Genomic DNA, 16,625 nt, shown 5'->3' on the forward strand with positions numbered 1-16,625 from the left:
AGCACGTACGTCGACCCCTCCTCGTGGGGGAGCCGCTCGGGCCCGGCGGGCCCGAGCACCCCGATCTCCCCGCCCCACGCGCGCCACCCCCGCGCGGCGTACAGCGCGGCGCCGTCCTCGGACGCGCTGAGCGCCCCGAGCAGGTACGCCCGCGCGATGATCCCCTCCAGCGACTCCATGACCACCCCGCCGAGCCCGCACCGCCGCCGGTCGGCCCGCACGGCCACCGCCTCGACGTACCCGGTGCGCAGGGCCCGCCCCGCGTGCACGACCCGCCGCTGCACGACGCTCCCGTGCGCGACGAGCTCCTCGCCCTCGTACGCCGTCACGTGCATCCCGCCGAGCGCGTGCTCGAAGTCCTCGTCCCCGAAGTCCCCTCCGAAGGCCCCGTCGAGCAACTCCCGCACCCGCCGCAACTCCCAGTCGTGCACCTGCGAGGTATGCCGCACGAACACGGCCCGCCTGACGTTCATGCCGCGTCCTCGGCCCGTGCGTCCCAGTCGCCCATGGCGGGACCGTACCAAGTGGGGTTTGCCGGCGGTGGTTCCCGCAATGCGGACGGCCGGCGGCGTCCATCGGCCGTTTTCGGCCGACGTGGGGCTGGCGGTCTGGACCATTGGCTCGGCAGACTCGGCGCATGTCGCCCGATACCCAGCAGTGGACGCCGATCCACGGCCAGCCCTACCGTCCCACCGCCTACCGGCCCGAGCGGATGCCGAGCGCGGAATCCCTCGCGCGCGCCGCCGAATTGCGTACGCGGATGGACGAGCGCAGGACCGTACGCCACTTCTCCACCGACCCGGTCCCCGAGCAGGTCGTCCTGGACGCCATCGCGTGCGCCGCGACCGCGCCCTCCGGGGCGCACCAGCAGCCGTGGACCTTCGTCCTGGTCAAGGACCCCGCCGTGCGGGAGCGGATCCGCGCGGCCGCCGAGCAGGAGGAGGAGCTCTCGTACGACGGCCGCCTCGGCGACGAGTGGCTCGCGGCGCTGCGGCCCCTCGGCACGGACGCGGTGAAGACCCACCTCACCGACGCCCCGGCCCTGATCGTGGTCTTCCAGCAGCGCTACTGGCTCGGCGACGACGGCACGAAGCACAAGCACTACTACGTCGACGAGTCGGTCGGCATCGCGGTCGGCATGCTCCTGTCCGCCCTCCACCTGTCCGGCCTGGCCGCGCTGATCCACACGCCGAGCCCGATGCGCTTCCTCTCGCACGTCCTGAACCGCCCCGAGAACGAGAAGGCCTTCGCGGTCATCCCGGTCGGCTACCCCGCGGCCGACTGCGAGGTCCCGGACCTGGTCCGCAAGTCCCTGGACCAGGTCATGGTGGAGGTGTAGCGCGGGGCTACGGTGGGACCTCGTACAAGATCCACTACGGGAGGTCCCCCCTTGCTCCGCATCCGCTACGAGGTCAACGGCGGTCCCGAAGTCCTGTTCGCCGAGGACGCCGCCGTGCCCGCTCCGGGGCCGGGCGAGGTGCTCGTGCGGACCGAGGCCGTCGGGGTGACCCTGCCCACCGTCCGCAAGGTCCGCGAGGGCACCGGGCCGATGCCCTTCGGCGGCGAGGTCGCCGGGCGGATCACCGCCACCGGCGAGGGGGTCACCGCGTTCTCCGTCGGCGACCGCGTCACCGGACTGTGCTTCGCCGACGCGTACGCCGAGTTCGCGGTCCTGAACACCGCGATGACCTCCCGCATCCCGGACGGCGCGAGCGCCGTCGAGGCGGTCGCCCTGGTCCGCAGCGGGCTGGTCGCGCGCGGCGCCCACGAGGCCGCGCGCGCCGAGCCCGGGGAGTCGGTCCTGGTCACGGCCGCCGCCAGCGCCGTGGGGACGCTCGCCCTGCAGTTGGCCAGGGCCGGCGGGGCGGACCGCGTCGTCGCCGCCGTCAGCAGCGCCGACAAGGCGGAGTTCGTACGGGGCCTGGGCGCGGACGAGGTCGTCCTGTACGAGGACGCCGACTGGGGAGCCCCGTACGACGTGATCCTCGACGGAGTCGGCGGCGACCTCCTCGGCCCCGCCGTACGGGCGCTGGCGACCGGCGGCCGGCTGGTGGCCTTCGGCTCCGGCGGCGGCACGGTCGACGCGTACGAGCTCCTGGTCCGCGGCGCCTCGGTGATCGGCTTCCAGATGCGGGCCATCGCCACCGGCCGGCCCGAGCTGTACGAGCGCTGGCGGCGCGAACTGTGGGAACTGCGCGACGCGGGCACCCTGCGCACCGCCGTGCACGAGGAGATCCCCCTGGCCGAGGCGGCCCGGGCGCACGCCGTCATCGAGCAGCGCCGCAACCTGGGCAAGGTCGTGCTCGTCCCTTAGCCCGCACCCGCCCGGAAATGGAAACCGCCCCCGCTCCGGAATTGGGGGTACCGGAGCGGGGGCGGGGTTCTGAGGGACCGGGAAGGTCAGCCCATGTGGGGGTAGCCGTACTCGGTCGGGGCGACCAGGGTCTCCTTGATGGAGCGGGTCGAGGTCCAGCGCATCAGGTTCGACGCGGCGCCGGCCTTGTCGTTGGTGCCGGACGCGCGGCCGCCGCCGAAGGGCTGCTGGCCGACGACGGCGCCGGTCGACTTGTCGTTGATGTAGAAGTTGCCCGCCGCGAAGCGGAGCTTCTCCATCGCGTCCGCGGCCGCGTAGCGGTCGCCGGCGATGATCGAGCCGGTCAGGGCGTACGCCGAGACGGACTCCATCTGCGCGAGCATCGCGTCGAAGTCGGCGTCCTCGTAGACGTGGATCGCCAGGATCGGGCCGAAGTACTCGGTCGTGAAGACCTCGTTCTCCGGGTCGGTGCACGCGATGACGGTCGGGCGGACGAAGTAGCCCTCCGAGTCGTCGTACGTGCCGCCCGCGACGATCTCGCAGGTCGGGTCGGCCTTCGCACGGTCGATCGCGGCCTTGTTCTTGGCGAACGAGCGCTCGTCGATGACGGCACCGATGAAGTTGGTCAGGTCGCGGACGTCACCCATGGAGATGCCGTCGACCTCGGCCGCGAAGGCCTCCTTGAAGCCGTCGTTCCAGATCGAGGCCGGAACGTAGGCGCGCGAGGAGGCCGAGCACTTCTGGCCCTGGTACTCGAAGGAGCCGCGGGTCAGCGCGGTCTTCAGGATCGCGCGGTCCGCGGACGGGTGCGCGACGACGAAGTCCTTGCCGCCGGTCTCGCCGACCAGGCGCGGGTAGGACTTGTACGTCTCGATGTTGTTGCCAACCGTCTTCCACAGGTACTGGAAGGTCTTGGTCGAGCCGGTGAAGTGGATGCCGGCCAGCTCGGGGTGGTTCAGGGCCACCTCGGAGACGGCGATTCCGTCGCCCGTCACCAGGTTGATGACGCCCTTGGGCAGGCCGGCCTCCTCCAGGAGCTCCATGAGGAGGACCGCGGAGTGGGTCTGCGTCGGGGACGGCTTCCACACGACCACGTTGCCCATCAGGGCGGGGGCGGTCGGCAGGTTGCCGGCGATGGCCGTGAAGTTGAACGGCGTGATCGCGTAGACGAAGCCCTCGAGCGGGCGGTGGTCGCTGCGGTTCCACACGCCGGCGGAGTTGGCGACCGGCTGCTCGGCCAGGATCTGGCGGGCGAAGTGGACGTTGAAGCGCCAGAAGTCGACGAGCTCGCACGGGGTGTCGATCTCGGCCTGCTGCGCGGTCTTCGACTGGCCCAGCATCGTGGACGCGGCCAGCTTCTCGCGCCACGGGCCCGACAGCAGCTCGGCGGCGCGCAGGATGATCGCGGCGCGGTCGTCGAAGGACATCGAGCGCCAGGCCGGGGCGGCGGCCAGGGCGGCGTCGACGGCCTCCTGCGCGTCGGCCTGCGTGGCGTTCGCGTAGGTGCCGATGACCGACTTGTGGTCGTGCGGCTGCACGACGTCGAAGCGCTCGCCGCCGCCCATCCGCTTGACCCCGTTGATGGTCATCGGGAGGTCGATCGGGTTCTCGGACAGCTGCTTGAGCTGCGTCTCGAGGCGTGCGCGCTCCGGGGTGCCGGGGGCGTACGAGTGGACCGGCTCGTTGACCGGCACGGGGACCTGGGTTACAGCGTCCATGATGCGGGGTGCTCCTTGAGCTAGGGGGACTAGTTCTTGGTGATCATCGAGCGGAGGAAGAAGAGGAGGTTGGCGGGCTTCTCCGCGAGGCGCCGCATGAAGTAGCCGTACCAGTCGGTCCCGTACGCCGTGTAGACGCGCATCCGGTGGCCCTCGGCGGCCAGCCGCAGGTGCTCCTCGCCGCGGATGCCGTAGAGCATCTGGAACTCGTACTCGTCGAGCTTGCGGCCGGCCTTGCGGGCGAGTTCCTGGGCGATGGCGATCAGCCGCGGGTCGTGCGACCCGATCATCGGGTAGCCCTCGCCCTCCATCAGGATCTTCATGATGCGGACGTAGCTCAGGTCGATCTCGGCCTTGTCCTGGTACGCGACCTCGGCGGGCTCCTTGTAGGCGCCCTTCACGATCCGTACGCGGCTGCCGGCGTCGGCCAGCCGGCGGGCGTCGGCCTCGGTGCGGAAGAGGTACGCCTGGATCACGCAGCCGGTCTGCGGGAAGTCGCGGCGCAGCTCCTCGTGGATGGCGAACATCGAGTCGAGGGTGGTGTGGTCCTCGGCGTCCAGGGTGACGGTGGTGCCGATGGCGGCGGCGGCCTCGACGACCGGGCGGACGTTGGCGAGGGCGAGCTCGTGGCCGCCTTCCAGCGCCTGCCCGAACATCGACAGCTTCACGGACATCTCGACGGTCTCGCCGAGGCCCAGGTGCGCCAGCTGCTCGATGAGCTGCAGGTACGCGTCGCGCGCGGCGTGCGACTGCTCCACGGTGGTGATGTCCTCGCCGACGACGTCGAGGGTCACCTCCAGGCCCTTGCCCGTGAGGTCCTCGACGATCGGGATGACCTGGTCGACCGTCTCACCGGGGATGAACCGGTTCACCACGGGCTTGGTCACCGGGGCGGCAGAGACGATTCGGCGCATCTTGTCGCTGCGCGAAGCGGCGAGGATCGCGGGACCCAGCACGGGGCACCTCCAACGGGTGGCAGAAGCAGACATACGACCCGCGCCGGGACGACGGAGGCCATAAGGAAAACGCAAGTAAAACCACCGTGAAACCTAGGGATCTCCACGATCCTCTGCCATCGACAGCTGTCACGCATCCGTGGCCGGGATCTCATACATCTGTCTGAAGAGCCGGTCCGGAGGTGGGAGAATGTCCGGGTGAAGGGCGATTACCAGGACCTGGTGGACGAGATCTCGGCGCTGCTCGGCGCTCCGGCGACGCTGGAGAACCGGGACTTCCGCCTCATCGCCTTCGGGGCGCACGACAGCGACGACGACCTCGCGATGGACCCCGTACGGACCCGCTCGATCCTCACCCGCCAGTCGACGGCGGCCGTCCGCTCCTGGTTCGAGTCCTTCGGCATCGCCCGCGCCACCGGACCCGTACGCATCCCCGCGACCCCCGAGGCCGGGGTCTTCCGGGGCCGGATCTGCCTGCCGGTGCGCTTCCGCGGGATCGTCCAGGGCTACGTGTGGCTGCTCGACCAGGACCCCGGCCCCGACGCGCAGGCGCTGGCCGCGGCCATGGAGGTGGCCCAGCGGATCGGGGTCCTCCTCGCGGAAGAGGCCAGGGCGGGGGCCGACCTGTCGCGGGAGTTCCGCGCGGTGCTCACCGCCGGGCGGGGCTGGCAGCAGGACATGGCGGTGGCCGCGCTGCGGGTGGCGCTCGGTCCGGGAGCCGACGGGCCGCACGCGGCCGTCTGTGTGAGCCCGTGGACCGGCGAGGCCCCGGCTTCGGTCCCGGGAGCGGCGGCGGTGTGCGTGGTCCCCTGGCGGGGGGCGCGCGAGGAGGAGCCCCGTCCCGGCGGCGGCCCGGCCGGGCAGGCGGGGCAGGCCGGGCAGTCGCTGGCGGTCCTGGTCCGGCTCCGCGGGGCGGACGCCCTGGCTCCGGCGATGACCGCGGTCTCCCGCCTCCTCCCCCGCGCGCCGGCGGCCCCGGGCGGGACGGGCTCCGGCGACTCCGCGCCCGTCTCCCCCGGCTCCGCGAAGGGCGGCCCGTACGCCGCCGGTGGCGGACACCCGGGCGGGGTCACCGCCGGGGTCTCCGATCCCGTACGGGCGCTCACCGGGCTGCCCGAGGCCTGGCGGCAGGCCACCGCCGCCGCCCGGGCCGCCGCCGCCGGGCCCCGGCTCGGGAAGGTCGCTCAGTGGTCCGGGATCGGGCCCTACCGGATGCTGGCGGCCGTGGCCGAGGAGGCCCTCGACGATCCGGCCACCCGCGCCCTGCTCGGCCCCGCCCACCCCGAACTGGCCCGGACCGCCGAGGTGTTCCTGGACTGCGCGGGCCAGGCGGGCCGGGCGGCGGCGGCGCTGGGCATTCACCGCCAGACCCTGTACTACCGCCTCGGCCGGGTGGAGCAGCTGACCGGCCTCGACCTGGACGAGGGCGAGGACCGGCTGCTCCTCCACATGTCCCTCAAGGCGGCCCGCCTGCACGGCTGACAGGGCGGGCACGGCCGGCACGGTCAGACGGGTGGCATCAGATCGCTCTCGCTGACGGTGTAGGTCAGCGGGGGGTAGGTGAAGTCCGTTTCCTTGTTCTCCCGGCGCCGCAGTCGGTAGAACTCCTGACTCTGCTCCTCGTCGGCCGCCGTGAGGCGCGCCCCCTGCGGGAGGTACGCGTGCCCGTCGCGAAACCGGACGAAGGTCTTCGACGTGCGGAACGTCAGGCCCAGCCATTCGTTGTCCGCCGCCCGACCGGGCGCGTCCAGCACGATCTTGTGCCGGAGCCGCCGATTCGATGCGACGGAGAACGCGACGACGCCGTGGTGGACGAGAGGGATCTCGAACTTCTCACCACCGGGATCCTTCGACTCGAAGATCAGCTTCCTCGGCGGCCCCTCTTCGGGATGCCGATAGCAGGAGAAGACGGCGATGAACGACCCGTCGGCCAGATCGAGGGCTTGGTCGCAATGGGCGCCCATGGTGGTGTAGGCGTTCGTGTAGCTCTCGATGAGCGCGTTGTTGAAGCCGGCCGCAAGCGCCGCGCGTTCCTGGATCAGCCGCGCCAGCCGTTCGTGCACCGCCCGGAAGTGCTGCGTGGGACTGCCGTACCGAGTGGTGGTACGGACGAGGGGCACACCGCCCGCCCCGTCGGTCCTGGCGAGCACGGCGCCTCGCCGGCCCTTTCCCACGTCTTCCCAACGAGCCGACGCGGACAGCTCGGCGAAGAGGTTCTCCTCGGCCGGCAGGGCACACGAGACGATCTCGTCCGAGAACTCAGACCCGGGGGGCAACGTAGTCTCCCGTGTTCATGCTGAAGAGGAACCGGTCGCCGTAGTCGATGAAGGACGAGGTCCTGTTCTCCTCGGCGTACAGCCTGCGCAGCTCGTCCGTTCCGTCCGGTGTGGGCGGACCCAGCTCCACCAGCTCTCCGCCCGCCTTGAGGAACGTCCGGTCGTTCTTGTGAACGGCTTCGGCGCTCGAACAGCGCACCACGTATCCCAGGCGCGTCGGGAGCAGCTCGGCGTCCAGCCCGGAGGGCCGGATCTCGTGCGTGTACAGGCGGTTGGTGGACAGCGGCATGAAGAACACGGAGCCGGGATAGAGGGTCAGGGTGAAGTGCGCGGGAAGCGCGAGCCCGTCGCGCTCCTCGACCGCATCCTTGAGGCGGAAGTGGAGTCTCGTCAGCCCGCTGGCACCCTTCACGCCGTAGTCGAAGGCGTCCTCGGCCAGGGGCCGCAGCTCGTCGAGCCGGTCGTAGAACGTGCAGAAGGCCATGACGCCATTGACGGGCATGTCCTTGGTCTTGTCGGCGTGGGCCGAGATCTTGGCCTTGGACTGCTTGCGCCCGGCCGTGGCGAGGGTGTTGTGGTAGATCTGGGCGAGGACGTGATTGAGCGGCGCCTGGTTCCGGAAAACGGCGGCGGCCTCGCGGTTGAGATCCTCGACGATGCGCGTGTCGGTCGGGCCGAAGTTCTCGGTCGGCCCCGAGAGGTTCGTGGAGCACCGGAGCAGACGGAAATGCAGTTCGTCACCGTTCGGGGTGACGGGCGTCAGATAGATCCCGCTGCGATGGGCCGTTCCGGGCTTGTTCGACTCCGTCAGGGACTGGAACGCGTGCTCCGCGCCGATCCGTCCGAAGTGATCGGCGTCGAGCCCGAAGAAGCGGCGGTAGTACACGCCGACACCGTGGACGCGCAGGGGAACCCGGCCGAGGCCGACGAGGGCCCACGGCGCGTCGACGTCCTCGTCGTAGCCGTGCGACAGCTCCCGGACGACGAACACCCGGGCAGCGGCGCGCAGCCGGTCGCCACTGATCCCGGATACGTCGCCACAGAGGTAGACGGTCTTGTGCGCGAGGTCGGGCGCACCGGAGTCAAGGTCCTCCGGCGTGATGACGGACCCGAAGAAGTCCCTGATCGCGTCGTGGTCGTGCAGGGTCGAGGGTGCCACCAGGATGTTGTCCGCATCCTCGACACGGGCTTCTTCGGGCTCTGTTGCGTACATCAGACGGTTCCTGTCCTTCGCGGACTCGATCAGGGCGCGGGAGAGTGCGGCAGCTGCCCGGCCGCCTCGACCTCGTCGAGCAGGGCTGCCGCGACCGCTCGTACGTTCTCGTCCACATCGGCCTTGCCCACGTTGTAGCGCAGGTGCGGCAGCAGCCCGGGGTCCTTGGCCAGCCTCTTGCGGACGTCGGCGACCGCGTCGACCGCCTCGGCGACCGGGCGACCGGAGGCGGCCACCGTGCGGGCGTGATCCGTGAGCGCGCCGGTGAGGCCGCCGAGCCGGGCCGACCTGCGCAGCCCCAGCTCGCCGCGCCCCTCGGGCTCGCCGGCTGCCCGCTGGGCGCGCTCGGCTTCCGCTCGTTCCCTCATGACGGCCGCCTCGGCGGTCGAGGCGTTCCACTTGGTCTTGAACTCGCCCGCCGCTTTCTTCATCCGCTTGACCACCCACAGGGCCCCGACGCAGGCGACGGCCACCAGGCACAGCGTCTCCGGGAGGCCGACGGCAGCGCCGTGGGCCTCCCAGTCCCTCATGTTGAGTCTGATCGCACCTATCGCGGTGAACGTCATGCCGGTCGCCCACAGCGAGGGTGCGTTCTCCAGATGGCGCTTGGCGATGAGGTAGGCGATGTGACTCGCGGCGGCTCCGGCGAGCACGAAGCCCCACGGGCCGAAGAGGGCTCCCAGCACCGAGCCGATCGCCGCCCAGAGGCCGATGAGTATCAGGACGTGTGTCTTGGCGTAGCGCATGGCGGCACACCTTCCGGTCGGGGAGGCCGCCCGCCCATGCCCTGGTGCTGATCGGGTCGTCTCCGTCGGCGGCGTTTCGCATGCTCACCGCTTCGAATCGCGCCGAATCTAGCAAGCGGCGCGTCGAAACCGCCAACGGAAAGGCAACGACGGTCGTTTGCGGCCGTGTTGCCCCAACCCCCGAGGTGGTGTCGTGCTGTTGGGCCTCCGGGCGGCCGGACGCCGCCGGCTCACCCGGTGATCCGGCCGCCCGCCACGTCCACCGTGATGCCGGTGAGCCAGGACGCGCCGTCGGAGGCGAGGAAGAGCGCGCAGGCGGCCACGTCGCCGGGGAGGCCGAGGCGGCCCAGCGGGTGGGTCCGCGCCAGCTGTTCGCGGATCTCGGGCGGGATCGCCCCGAGATTGCGCTCGGTCAGGATCGCCGACGGGGCGAGGCAGTTGACGCGGACCCCGCGCGGTCCGGCCTCCGTCGCCAGGTGCCGGGTCAGCATCACCAGGCCGGCGCCGGCGACCCCGTACGCGAGGTTCGCCCGGCTCGGCTGGCGGCCCGCCGCCGAGGACATGGTGATCACGCTGCCGCGGCCGCGCTCCAGCATCCCGGGCAGGAAGGTCCGTACGGTCAGGAAGGCCGAGGTGAGGTCCGCGTCGAGGACCTCGTGCCAGCGCTCCTCGGTGAGTTCGGTGGTGGGGACGGGCCGGCCCTGGCCGCCCGCGAAGGCGGCCAGTACGTCGGCCGGGCCCAGGTGCCGCTCCGTTTCCTCCCGGACCCGGGCCAGCGCCGCGGAGTCGGTGACGTCGGCGGTCACGGAGATCGCCGTACCGCCCTCGGCAGTGATCGCGCCGACCACGCCGGCCAGGGCCTCCTCGTCCCGGCCGACGACGCAGACCCGGGCCCCTTCGGCGGCGAAGGCGCGGGCGGTGGCGGCTCCGATGCCCCGGCTGCCGCCCGTCACGACGGCCACGCGGCCGCGCAGTTCGGGGTACCGGCCCGCGGTCGGAGCCGTCCGCTGCTCCGTCGCCGGGGCCGTCGTCGCGTCCGTCGTCGCGTCCGTCGTTGAGTTCGTCATCTCAACGCACCCCCGCCCGGCCGAGGTCGTGCCGGGTCCTCGGCAGCTTCACCGCGGCCCACACGAGCCAGGCGATCCCACCGAAGCGCAATACGGGCAGCAGGTACTGGAACCCGTCCACCACCAGTCCGAGCAGGGCCAGCATCCCCACGCCGGCGAGCACCAGCCCGGCCCACGCCAGCGGCCTGGGCAGCAGCCCGGCCACCAGCCCCGGTACGGCGACCCCCGCGAGCAGCAGCGCGAACATCGCGGAGTACGCGGGCCCGCCGGCGAAGAAGGACAGGTCGGCCAGGGCCCGCGCGAGGTCGGGCCCGGCGCTCTCCTGCAGCCGGGCCCCCGCCCACCCGGACATGGCGCTCAGCATCAGCGCGGCGGCGGCCAGCACCCCTCCGGCGAGGGTGATCGCCGATCCGGGGGCGGTGATGCCGAGGGCGCGCAGCCGCCGGTAGAGGACGGCGGCGATCAGGGCCATCGGAACGGCCGAGCCGAGCAGCAGGAAGGCGCCGAGCTCGGCGGTGGTGCGGTGGCCGGCGGCGTAGCGCAGGACCTCCAGGCCGGTGGCGTCGGGATGCGGGGTGGCCCGGTTCAGGACCACGTAGGCGATGGTCATTCCGGTCAGGGCCAGTACGGGTGCCAGCAGGGGCGGCCCGCTCTGGGGTCGTCGGCCGGTCCGGTCGGGGCGGTCGCCCGGTTCGGTCCGTTCCACGGGGGCAGGTGCGGCGGTCATGACGTTCTCGTCTCCTCGTCCGTACGATCCAGTCCGTTCCTTTCCAGAATGATTACACCTTGAAACGATTGTCAAGCTGTTACGGTTCCCCCATGGGAACGACTGATGACGGTGCCGGCTGCCCTCGCCCGCCGGGCGGCGTGGCCTTCCTGCTGGCCCAGCTCGGGGCGCACGCCGCCGAGCGGTTCGCCGAGCGGGTCTCCACCCTCGGCCTGACCCCCGCCCAGGCGGGGCTGCTGCGCCTGCTGGCCCGCTCCCCCGGCCGCAGCCAGCGCGAACTGGCCGACGTGCTCGGCATGCCGCCGAGCCGCTTCGTGGCCTTCGCCGACGATCTGGAGGCGCGCGGGCTCATCGAGCGGCGCCGCAATCCGGAGGACCGGCGGCTGTACGCGCTGTTCCTCGGCGACGCCGGGACCGACCTGCTGGCCGGCCTGCGCGAGGTGGCGACGGAGCACGAACAGCAGGTCTGCGAGCCCCTGTCGGGGAGCGAGCGGGAGCAACTGGCGGCGCTGCTGGGCCGGCTGGCCGAGGCCCAGGGCCTGACCCCGGGCGTCCACCCGGGCTACCGGTCGGTGCGCCCGGGCGGGGGCGGCGGCCCCGGCGGCGCCGGCGGCCCCCGCGGCCCGGGCGGCGGGCGGGGTCAGCGCCCAGTGGGTTCCGAGTAGGCGAGCGCCTCGCCGGAGGCCGCGTCGACCAGGACGCGGTTTCCGAGCGGCCGGGTCAGCGTCACCCGGACCTTGGCCTGGATCAGGATCGCCGCGCACCCCCCGCCCTTGGGGAGCTCCTTGCCGGGCAGGACGCGCCCGCCGAGCACCACCGTGTCGGCGCCTTCGAGGACTTCGACGGCGACCCCGCCGTCGCACGAGCCGTGTCCGGCGTCCACGGTGAAGGAGGTGCCGGCGGGGTCCGGAGCGCTGTGACCGGTGAGCGTGGAGACCCACGGGTCGCGGGGCTCCATGGGGCGGACCGGCGGCTCGGCCGGCCCGGCCCGGTCCAGGGCCACACGGGCGAGGGGCTCCCCGTACCCCTCCAGGTCGAAGAACCACACCGGGACCAGGGCCGGTCCGCGGCTGGTGTTCAGGGTCAGTTCGCCGAAGCGGGCGCCCGTGACGGTCAGCGGGCGGGCCCGGGCGGGCGCCTTTCCGGTCAGCGCCTCGTACGTGGAACTCGCGCTCAGCGCCGTGACGTCGAGGGTGCCGCCGTCGGACCAGCGGATCCGGGCGGGCCCGCCGCCCTGCGCGGGCAGTGCGCCGCGCAGGGCGAAGTTCCGCTCTTCGTAAGCGTTCTTGTCGTACCCGTCGTGGAAGGCGCCCGCCGGCAGCCGCACCGGGTCCTGGAGCAGGTGGAACCCCTCGCGCCACTCCTTCAGCGCCGCCGAGCCCTCCCAGGCCCGGGCCACCTCCGCCATCCGTGGCCCCAGGTCCGGGGCTGCGCCGCCCTGCGGCGGCGCGGCGCCGCTTCCGGCCGCCCCGCATCCGGTCTGCGCCAACACCCCGAGGAACACCGCCACCACCGTCACCGCACGCCTCACGACTCCCCCTCCGGTCGGGCCGATCCGGGGGTGGGACGGGGGCGCCGCGGCGGCGGTTCCGGCTCCGCTTACCCCGCGGCCGCGGCGTCGGCACCGGGCCCGGCGTCGGCGTCGGTCGCCGCCCCCGCGTCCACCTTCACCTTCGCCATCGCCTCCACCGCCCGCCGCATCCCCTCGGCGAGCTCCGCCGGCATCGCCGCCGACGCGGGATCGAAGAGCCACTGGAGCATGAAGCCGTTCAGCAGGGCCTGGTAGAACGCGCCGGTGGTCCGCAGGTCCTCCTCGGTCAGTTCCTCCTCGGGCACGCCGGTGAACATCGCCACCAGCCCCTTGCGCCCCTCCCCCTGCGAGGCGGCGAGCATCTCCCGCAGTTCCGGCAGCCCGTCCCGGGTCAGCGCGATCTCCATGCTGGCCCTCCAGACCGGGCCGGACTCCTCGTACCCCGAGTGGACCCCGTCCCACACCGAGCGGAAGCGCTCCAGCGAGCCCCCCTCCCCCTTCACCCCGGCCGTGAACTGGTCACCCCACTCCTGCATGACGGCGATGAACGCCTGCGTCAGGAGCGCGTCCTTGGAGCCGTAGTGGTAGCCGATCGAAGCCAGGTTCGCACCCGAGGCCTTGACGATGTCGCGGGCGGTCGTGCCCACGAAACCCTTCTCGACCAGGCACTTCTTGGCGCCTTCCAGCAAGTCTTCGCGATGTCCCATGCCCTCACGGTAGCCAAGACATCCGTACAGGACAACCGTTCCACACAACCGTCCCATACGGTCGTACTAGACAAGCGTTTATGACGCTTGTACATTGCTGCTCATGACGAACCCCGCAGCACGTCCCGCCGGTCGCCGGGAATGGATCGCCTTCACCGTTCTCGTGCTCCCCCTGCTCCTGGTCTCGATGGACGTCTCCGTCCTCTACTTCGCCATCCCGGCCATCACCCGGGAGCTCGAGCCCAGCTCCACCCAGCAGCTCTGGATCTTCGACAGCTACGCCTTCGCCCTCTCCGGCCTGCTGATCACGATGGGCTCGCTGGGCGACCGGATCGGCCGCCGCAAGCTGCTGCTGATCGGAGCGGCCGCCTTCGGACTGGCCTCGGTCGGCGCGGCCTACGCCACCAGCGCCGAGATGCTCATCGCCGCCCGCGTCCTGCTCGGCATCGGCGGCGCGACCCTGATGCCGTCCACGCTCGCCCTCGTCCGCAACCTCTTCCAGGACGACAAGCAGCGCGGCAAGGCCATCGCGATCTGGTCCGGCGCCATGACCGGCGGCATCGCCCTCGGCTCGGTGATGAGCGGCGTGATGCTGAACCACTTCTGGTGGGGCTCCGTCTTCCTGATCAACGTGCCCGCGATGCTGCTCCTGCTCGCCCTGGTCCCCGTGCTCGTCCCCGAGTTCAAGGACCCGGCCCCCGGCCGCTTCGACCTGCTGAGCGTGCCGCTGTCCATGGCCGCCGTACTGCCGGTGGTCTACGGGCTCAAGGAGATCGCCGCCGAGGGCTTCGCCCCGCTCCACGCCGGCTGCCTCGTCGTCGGCCTGGCCTTCGGGTACGCCTTCGTCCGCCGCCAGCGCACCCGTGACGACGCCATGGTCTCCCGGGCCCTCTTCCGGGGCCGCGGCTTCGGCGCCGGCATCGGCCTGAACACCGTCGCCGCCTTCGCCATGATGGGCTCGGCCTACTTCACCACCCAGTACCTGCAGTCGGTGCTCGGCATGGGCACCCTGGAGGCCGCCCTCTGGAGCCTGGCCCCCTCGGTCCTCATCGGCGCCGCCGCCCCGGTGAGCGCGGCCCTCGCCCAGAAGACCGACCGGGCCCACGTCATCGCGGGCGGCTTCGCCCTCGCCGCCGCCGGGTTCGCCCTGATCGGCCTGGTCGGCACCGACTCGCTGTGGCTGCTGCTGACCGGCGCCGGAGTCCTCGCCAGCGGCATCGTCACCGTGATGTCCCTGGTCTCCGACATGGCGCTCGGCGCCGCCCCCGCCGAGAAGGCCGGCTCGGCCGCCTCCCTGCTGGAGACCGGCCAGGAGTTCGGCGGCGCCCTCGGCATGGCCGTCCTGGGCAGCCTCGGCACCGCCGTCTACCGCTCCGACCTGGCCGGCTCGGACCCGGCCGTAAACGCAGTAATGCCGTCAGGCACACGGGAGACCCTGGGCGGAGCCGTGGCCACCGCGCAGCAGCTCGGCGGCGCAGCGGGGGACCAGGTCCTGGCACTGGCCAGGGAGGCCTTCGTGCACGGAATGCAGTACGCGGCCTGGGGCGGTGCGGCCCTGCTGCTCGCGGCGGCGCTGCTCGCCACGGCCCTGCTCCGGGGTCGCGGAGCCCAGGCTCCGGCCGCGGCGGAGCGGGCCGGGGCCGGCGAAGCCCTCGCGCGCTGAGCGACGTAAGAAGGCCGGAAGGGCGTGACACACGAAAGGGCCCGGGGGTTTCCCCCGGGCCCTTCGCGTACGTCGGGTACCGCGGTGTCAGCCGAGGCTGACCGTGCGGGCCGAGACGGCGCCGATCTCGGTGGAGATGTCCGCGAGGACGTTCACCGGGACCTCGGCGTCGACCGTGAGGACGACGAGCGCCTCGCCGCCCTCCTCGGCGCGGGCGACCTGCATGCCCGCGATGTTCAGGCCGGCCTCGCCGAGGATGCGGCCGACGGTGCCGACCACGCCCGGGCGGTCGGCGTAGCGCAGGACGACCATGTGGTCGGCGAGCGCCAGGTCCACGTCGTAGTCGCCGACGCCGACGATCTTCTGCAGGTGCTTCGGACCCACGAGCGTGCCGGAGACCGAGACCTCCTGGCCGTCCGACAGGGTGCCGCGGACGGTCACCACGTTGCGGTGGTCCGGGGACTCCGAGGAGGTGGTCAGGCGGACCTCGACACCGCGCTCCTGCGCGAAGAGCGGGGCGTTGACGTAGGAGACCGTCTCGTCGACGACGTCCTCGAAGACGCCCTTGAGCGCGGAGAGTTCGAGCACCTTGACGTCGTGCTGGGTGATCTCGCCGCAGACCTCGACGTCGAGGCGGACCGCGACCTCGCCCGCCAGCGCGGTGAAGATGCGGCCGAGCTTCTCGGCGAGCGGCAGGCCCGGACGCACGTCCTCGGCGATGACGCCGCCCTGGACGTTGACCGCGTCGGGCACGAGCTCGCCGGCGAGCGCGAGGCGCACCGACTTGGCGACCGAGACACCGGCCTTCTCCTGGGCCTCGTCCGTGGACGCGCCGAGGTGCGGGGTGCAGACGACCTGGTCGAGCTCGAACAGCGGGGAGTCCGTGCAGGGCTCCTTCGCGTACACGTCGAGGCCGGCGCCGGCGACGCGGCCCTCCTTGATGGCCGAGTACAGCGCGGCCTCGTCCACGATCCCGCCGCGGGCGGCGTTGACGATGCGGACCGACGGCTTCACCTTGTGCAGGGCCTCGTCCCCGATGAGACCGAGGGTCTCGGGGGTCTTGGGCAGGTGCACGGTGATGAAGTCGGCGACCTCGAGGAGCTCGTCCAGCGTCAGCATCTTGACGCCCATCTGGGCGGCGCGCGCGGGCTGCACGTAGGGGTCGTACGCGACGATCTTCATGCCGAAGGCCGACATGCGCTGGGCGACCAGGACGCCGATGCGGCCGAGGCCGACGACGCCGAGGGTCTTCTCGCTGAGCTCGACGCCCGTGTACTTGTTCCGCTTCCACTCACCGTTCTTCAGAGCGGTGTTGGCCTGCGGGATGTTGCGCGCGGTGGCGACGAGGAGGCCACAGGCCAGCTCGGCGGCCGTGACGATGTTGGAGGTCGGGGCGTTGACGACCATCACGCCGGCCTTGGTGGCGGCGGACACGTCGACGTTGTCCAGACCGACGCCCGCGCGGGCGACGACCTTCAGCTTCTTGGCGGCGGCGATGGCCTCGGCGTCCACCTTGGTGGCGGAGCGGACCAGGATCGCGTCGACGTCGACGATCGCGGGCAGCAGCTCGGCGCGGTCGGCACCGTTGACGTGCCGGATCTCGAAGTCGGGTCCGAGCGCGTCCACCGTGGCGGGCGACAGCTCTTCGGCGATGAGTACGACAGGTTTCGAGCTCACGTGGGTCCTCACAAGTCCAGTGCGGACGGC

The 16,625-nt window shown here is 72.1% G+C and carries 16 protein-coding genes; 5 read left to right on the forward strand and 11 right to left on the reverse strand.

All coding sequences use genetic code 11. The annotated features are described in order from the left end of the window. On the reverse strand, nucleotides 1–473 hold a 473-nt coding region (locus tag ACWGDE_RS14495), incomplete at its 3' end, for a GNAT family N-acetyltransferase (RefSeq protein WP_453389317.1). A gap of 164 nt (nucleotides 474–637) precedes the next feature. Between ACWGDE_RS14495 and ACWGDE_RS14500 the strand changes: the two genes are divergently transcribed. Continuing rightward, entirely contained in the window at nucleotides 638–1,339 is a 702-nt protein-coding gene (locus tag ACWGDE_RS14500) for a nitroreductase family protein (protein ID WP_453389318.1), read from the forward strand. Between the two features lie 51 nt (nucleotides 1,340–1,390). Then, complete coding sequence (locus tag ACWGDE_RS14505) at nucleotides 1,391–2,314, forward strand: quinone oxidoreductase family protein (protein WP_453389319.1); 924 nt, start codon at nucleotides 1,391–1,393, stop codon at nucleotides 2,312–2,314. A gap of 86 nt (nucleotides 2,315–2,400) precedes the next feature. Here ACWGDE_RS14505 and pruA read toward each other — a convergent pair whose 3' ends face one another. Then, a complete protein-coding gene (gene pruA / locus ACWGDE_RS14510) occupies nucleotides 2,401–4,032 on the reverse strand; it encodes an L-glutamate gamma-semialdehyde dehydrogenase (RefSeq protein WP_453389320.1) in 1,632 nt (543 codons plus the stop codon). A 29-nt stretch (nucleotides 4,033–4,061) separates the two neighbouring features. After that, complete coding sequence (locus ACWGDE_RS14515; RefSeq protein ID WP_453389321.1) at nucleotides 4,062–4,988, reverse strand: proline dehydrogenase family protein; 927 nt, start codon at nucleotides 4,986–4,988, stop codon at nucleotides 4,062–4,064. Nucleotides 4,989–5,186: 198 nt separating this feature from the next. On the opposite strand from ACWGDE_RS14515, the gene ACWGDE_RS14520 reads away from it, so the two are divergent. Next, nucleotides 5,187–6,470, forward strand: a complete 1,284-nt coding sequence (locus tag ACWGDE_RS14520) for a PucR family transcriptional regulator (protein WP_453389322.1) — start codon at nucleotides 5,187–5,189, stop codon at nucleotides 6,468–6,470. Nucleotides 6,471–6,493: 23 nt separating this feature from the next. On the opposite strand, the gene ACWGDE_RS14525 is transcribed toward ACWGDE_RS14520, so the two are convergent. From ACWGDE_RS14525 to ACWGDE_RS14545, 5 genes are all read right to left on the reverse strand, one after another. Further along, a complete protein-coding gene (locus ACWGDE_RS14525; protein ID WP_453389323.1) occupies nucleotides 6,494–7,264 on the reverse strand; it encodes a hypothetical protein in 771 nt (256 codons plus the stop codon). Then, nucleotides 7,248–8,477: a hypothetical protein gene (locus ACWGDE_RS14530; RefSeq protein WP_453389324.1), complete on the reverse strand. Its 1,230-nt coding sequence runs from the start codon at nucleotides 8,475–8,477 to the stop codon at nucleotides 7,248–7,250. Before ACWGDE_RS14530 ends, ACWGDE_RS14525 begins: the two co-directional genes overlap by 17 nt. Before the next feature lie 29 nt (nucleotides 8,478–8,506). After that, complete coding sequence (locus ACWGDE_RS14535; RefSeq protein ID WP_453389325.1) at nucleotides 8,507–9,223, reverse strand: hypothetical protein; 717 nt, start codon at nucleotides 9,221–9,223, stop codon at nucleotides 8,507–8,509. A 230-nt stretch (nucleotides 9,224–9,453) separates the two neighbouring features. Continuing rightward, the gene (locus tag ACWGDE_RS14540; RefSeq protein WP_453389326.1) at nucleotides 9,454–10,290 is read right to left on the reverse strand and encodes an SDR family NAD(P)-dependent oxidoreductase; all 837 of its coding nucleotides are present in this window, start codon (nucleotides 10,288–10,290) and stop codon (nucleotides 9,454–9,456) included. Nucleotide 10,291: 1 nt separating this feature from the next. After that, on the reverse strand, nucleotides 10,292–11,017 hold the full coding sequence (locus ACWGDE_RS14545) for a DUF4386 domain-containing protein (RefSeq protein WP_453389327.1): 726 nt from the start codon (nucleotides 11,015–11,017) through the stop codon (nucleotides 10,292–10,294). Nucleotides 11,018–11,109: 92 nt separating this feature from the next. On the opposite strand from ACWGDE_RS14545, the gene ACWGDE_RS14550 reads away from it, so the two are divergent. Next, nucleotides 11,110–11,682: a MarR family winged helix-turn-helix transcriptional regulator gene (locus tag ACWGDE_RS14550; protein ID WP_453389328.1), complete on the forward strand. Its 573-nt coding sequence runs from the start codon at nucleotides 11,110–11,112 to the stop codon at nucleotides 11,680–11,682. Here the strand turns inward: ACWGDE_RS14550 and ACWGDE_RS14555 are convergent. Together ACWGDE_RS14555 and ACWGDE_RS14560 are read right to left on the reverse strand one after the other, a co-directional pair. Next, entirely contained in the window at nucleotides 11,658–12,548 is an 891-nt protein-coding gene (locus ACWGDE_RS14555; protein WP_453389329.1) for a hypothetical protein, read from the reverse strand. The genes ACWGDE_RS14550 and ACWGDE_RS14555 overlap by 25 nt on opposite strands. 68 nt (nucleotides 12,549–12,616) lie before the next feature. Next, on the reverse strand, nucleotides 12,617–13,255 hold the full coding sequence (locus ACWGDE_RS14560) for a TetR/AcrR family transcriptional regulator (protein WP_453389330.1): 639 nt from the start codon (nucleotides 13,253–13,255) through the stop codon (nucleotides 12,617–12,619). Between the two features lie 103 nt (nucleotides 13,256–13,358). Between ACWGDE_RS14560 and ACWGDE_RS14565 the strand changes: the two genes are divergently transcribed. Continuing rightward, nucleotides 13,359–14,918 carry an MFS transporter gene (locus ACWGDE_RS14565; protein ID WP_453389331.1) on the forward strand — a complete coding sequence of 520 codons (1,560 nt, stop codon included), beginning with the start codon at nucleotides 13,359–13,361 and terminating at the stop codon, nucleotides 14,916–14,918. An 87-nt stretch (nucleotides 14,919–15,005) separates the two neighbouring features. Here the strand turns inward: ACWGDE_RS14565 and serA are convergent, their stop codons facing one another. Continuing rightward, the gene (gene serA, locus ACWGDE_RS14570) at nucleotides 15,006–16,595 is read right to left on the reverse strand and encodes a phosphoglycerate dehydrogenase (protein WP_453389332.1); all 1,590 of its coding nucleotides are present in this window, start codon (nucleotides 16,593–16,595) and stop codon (nucleotides 15,006–15,008) included. Nucleotides 16,596–16,625: the final 30 nt, after the last annotated feature.

This window comes from Streptomyces sp. NPDC054956, from assembly GCF_053609185.1.

Excerpts from the sequence above, each read along its gene's own strand:
- ACWGDE_RS14545 (WP_453389327.1), bottom strand. The coding sequence starts at position 11,017 with ATGACCGCCGCACCTGCCCCCGTGGAACGGACCGAACCGGGCGACCGC.
- ACWGDE_RS14560 (WP_453389330.1), bottom strand. The coding sequence starts at position 13,255 with ATGGGACATCGCGAAGACTTGCTGGAAGGCGCCAAGAAGTGCCTGGTC.
- ACWGDE_RS14535 (WP_453389325.1), bottom strand. The coding sequence starts at position 9,223 with ATGCGCTACGCCAAGACACACGTCCTGATACTCATCGGCCTCTGGGCG.
- ACWGDE_RS14540 (WP_453389326.1), bottom strand. The coding sequence starts at position 10,290 with ATGACGAACTCAACGACGGACGCGACGACGGACGCGACGACGGCCCCG.
- ACWGDE_RS14530 (WP_453389324.1), bottom strand. The coding sequence starts at position 8,477 with ATGTACGCAACAGAGCCCGAAGAAGCCCGTGTCGAGGATGCGGACAAC.
- ACWGDE_RS14550 (WP_453389328.1), top strand. The coding sequence starts at position 11,110 with ATGGGAACGACTGATGACGGTGCCGGCTGCCCTCGCCCGCCGGGCGGC.
- ACWGDE_RS14565 (WP_453389331.1), top strand. The coding sequence starts at position 13,359 with ATGACGAACCCCGCAGCACGTCCCGCCGGTCGCCGGGAATGGATCGCC.
- ACWGDE_RS14500 (WP_453389318.1), top strand. The coding sequence starts at position 638 with ATGTCGCCCGATACCCAGCAGTGGACGCCGATCCACGGCCAGCCCTAC.
- pruA (WP_453389320.1), bottom strand. The coding sequence starts at position 4,032 with ATGGACGCTGTAACCCAGGTCCCCGTGCCGGTCAACGAGCCGGTCCAC.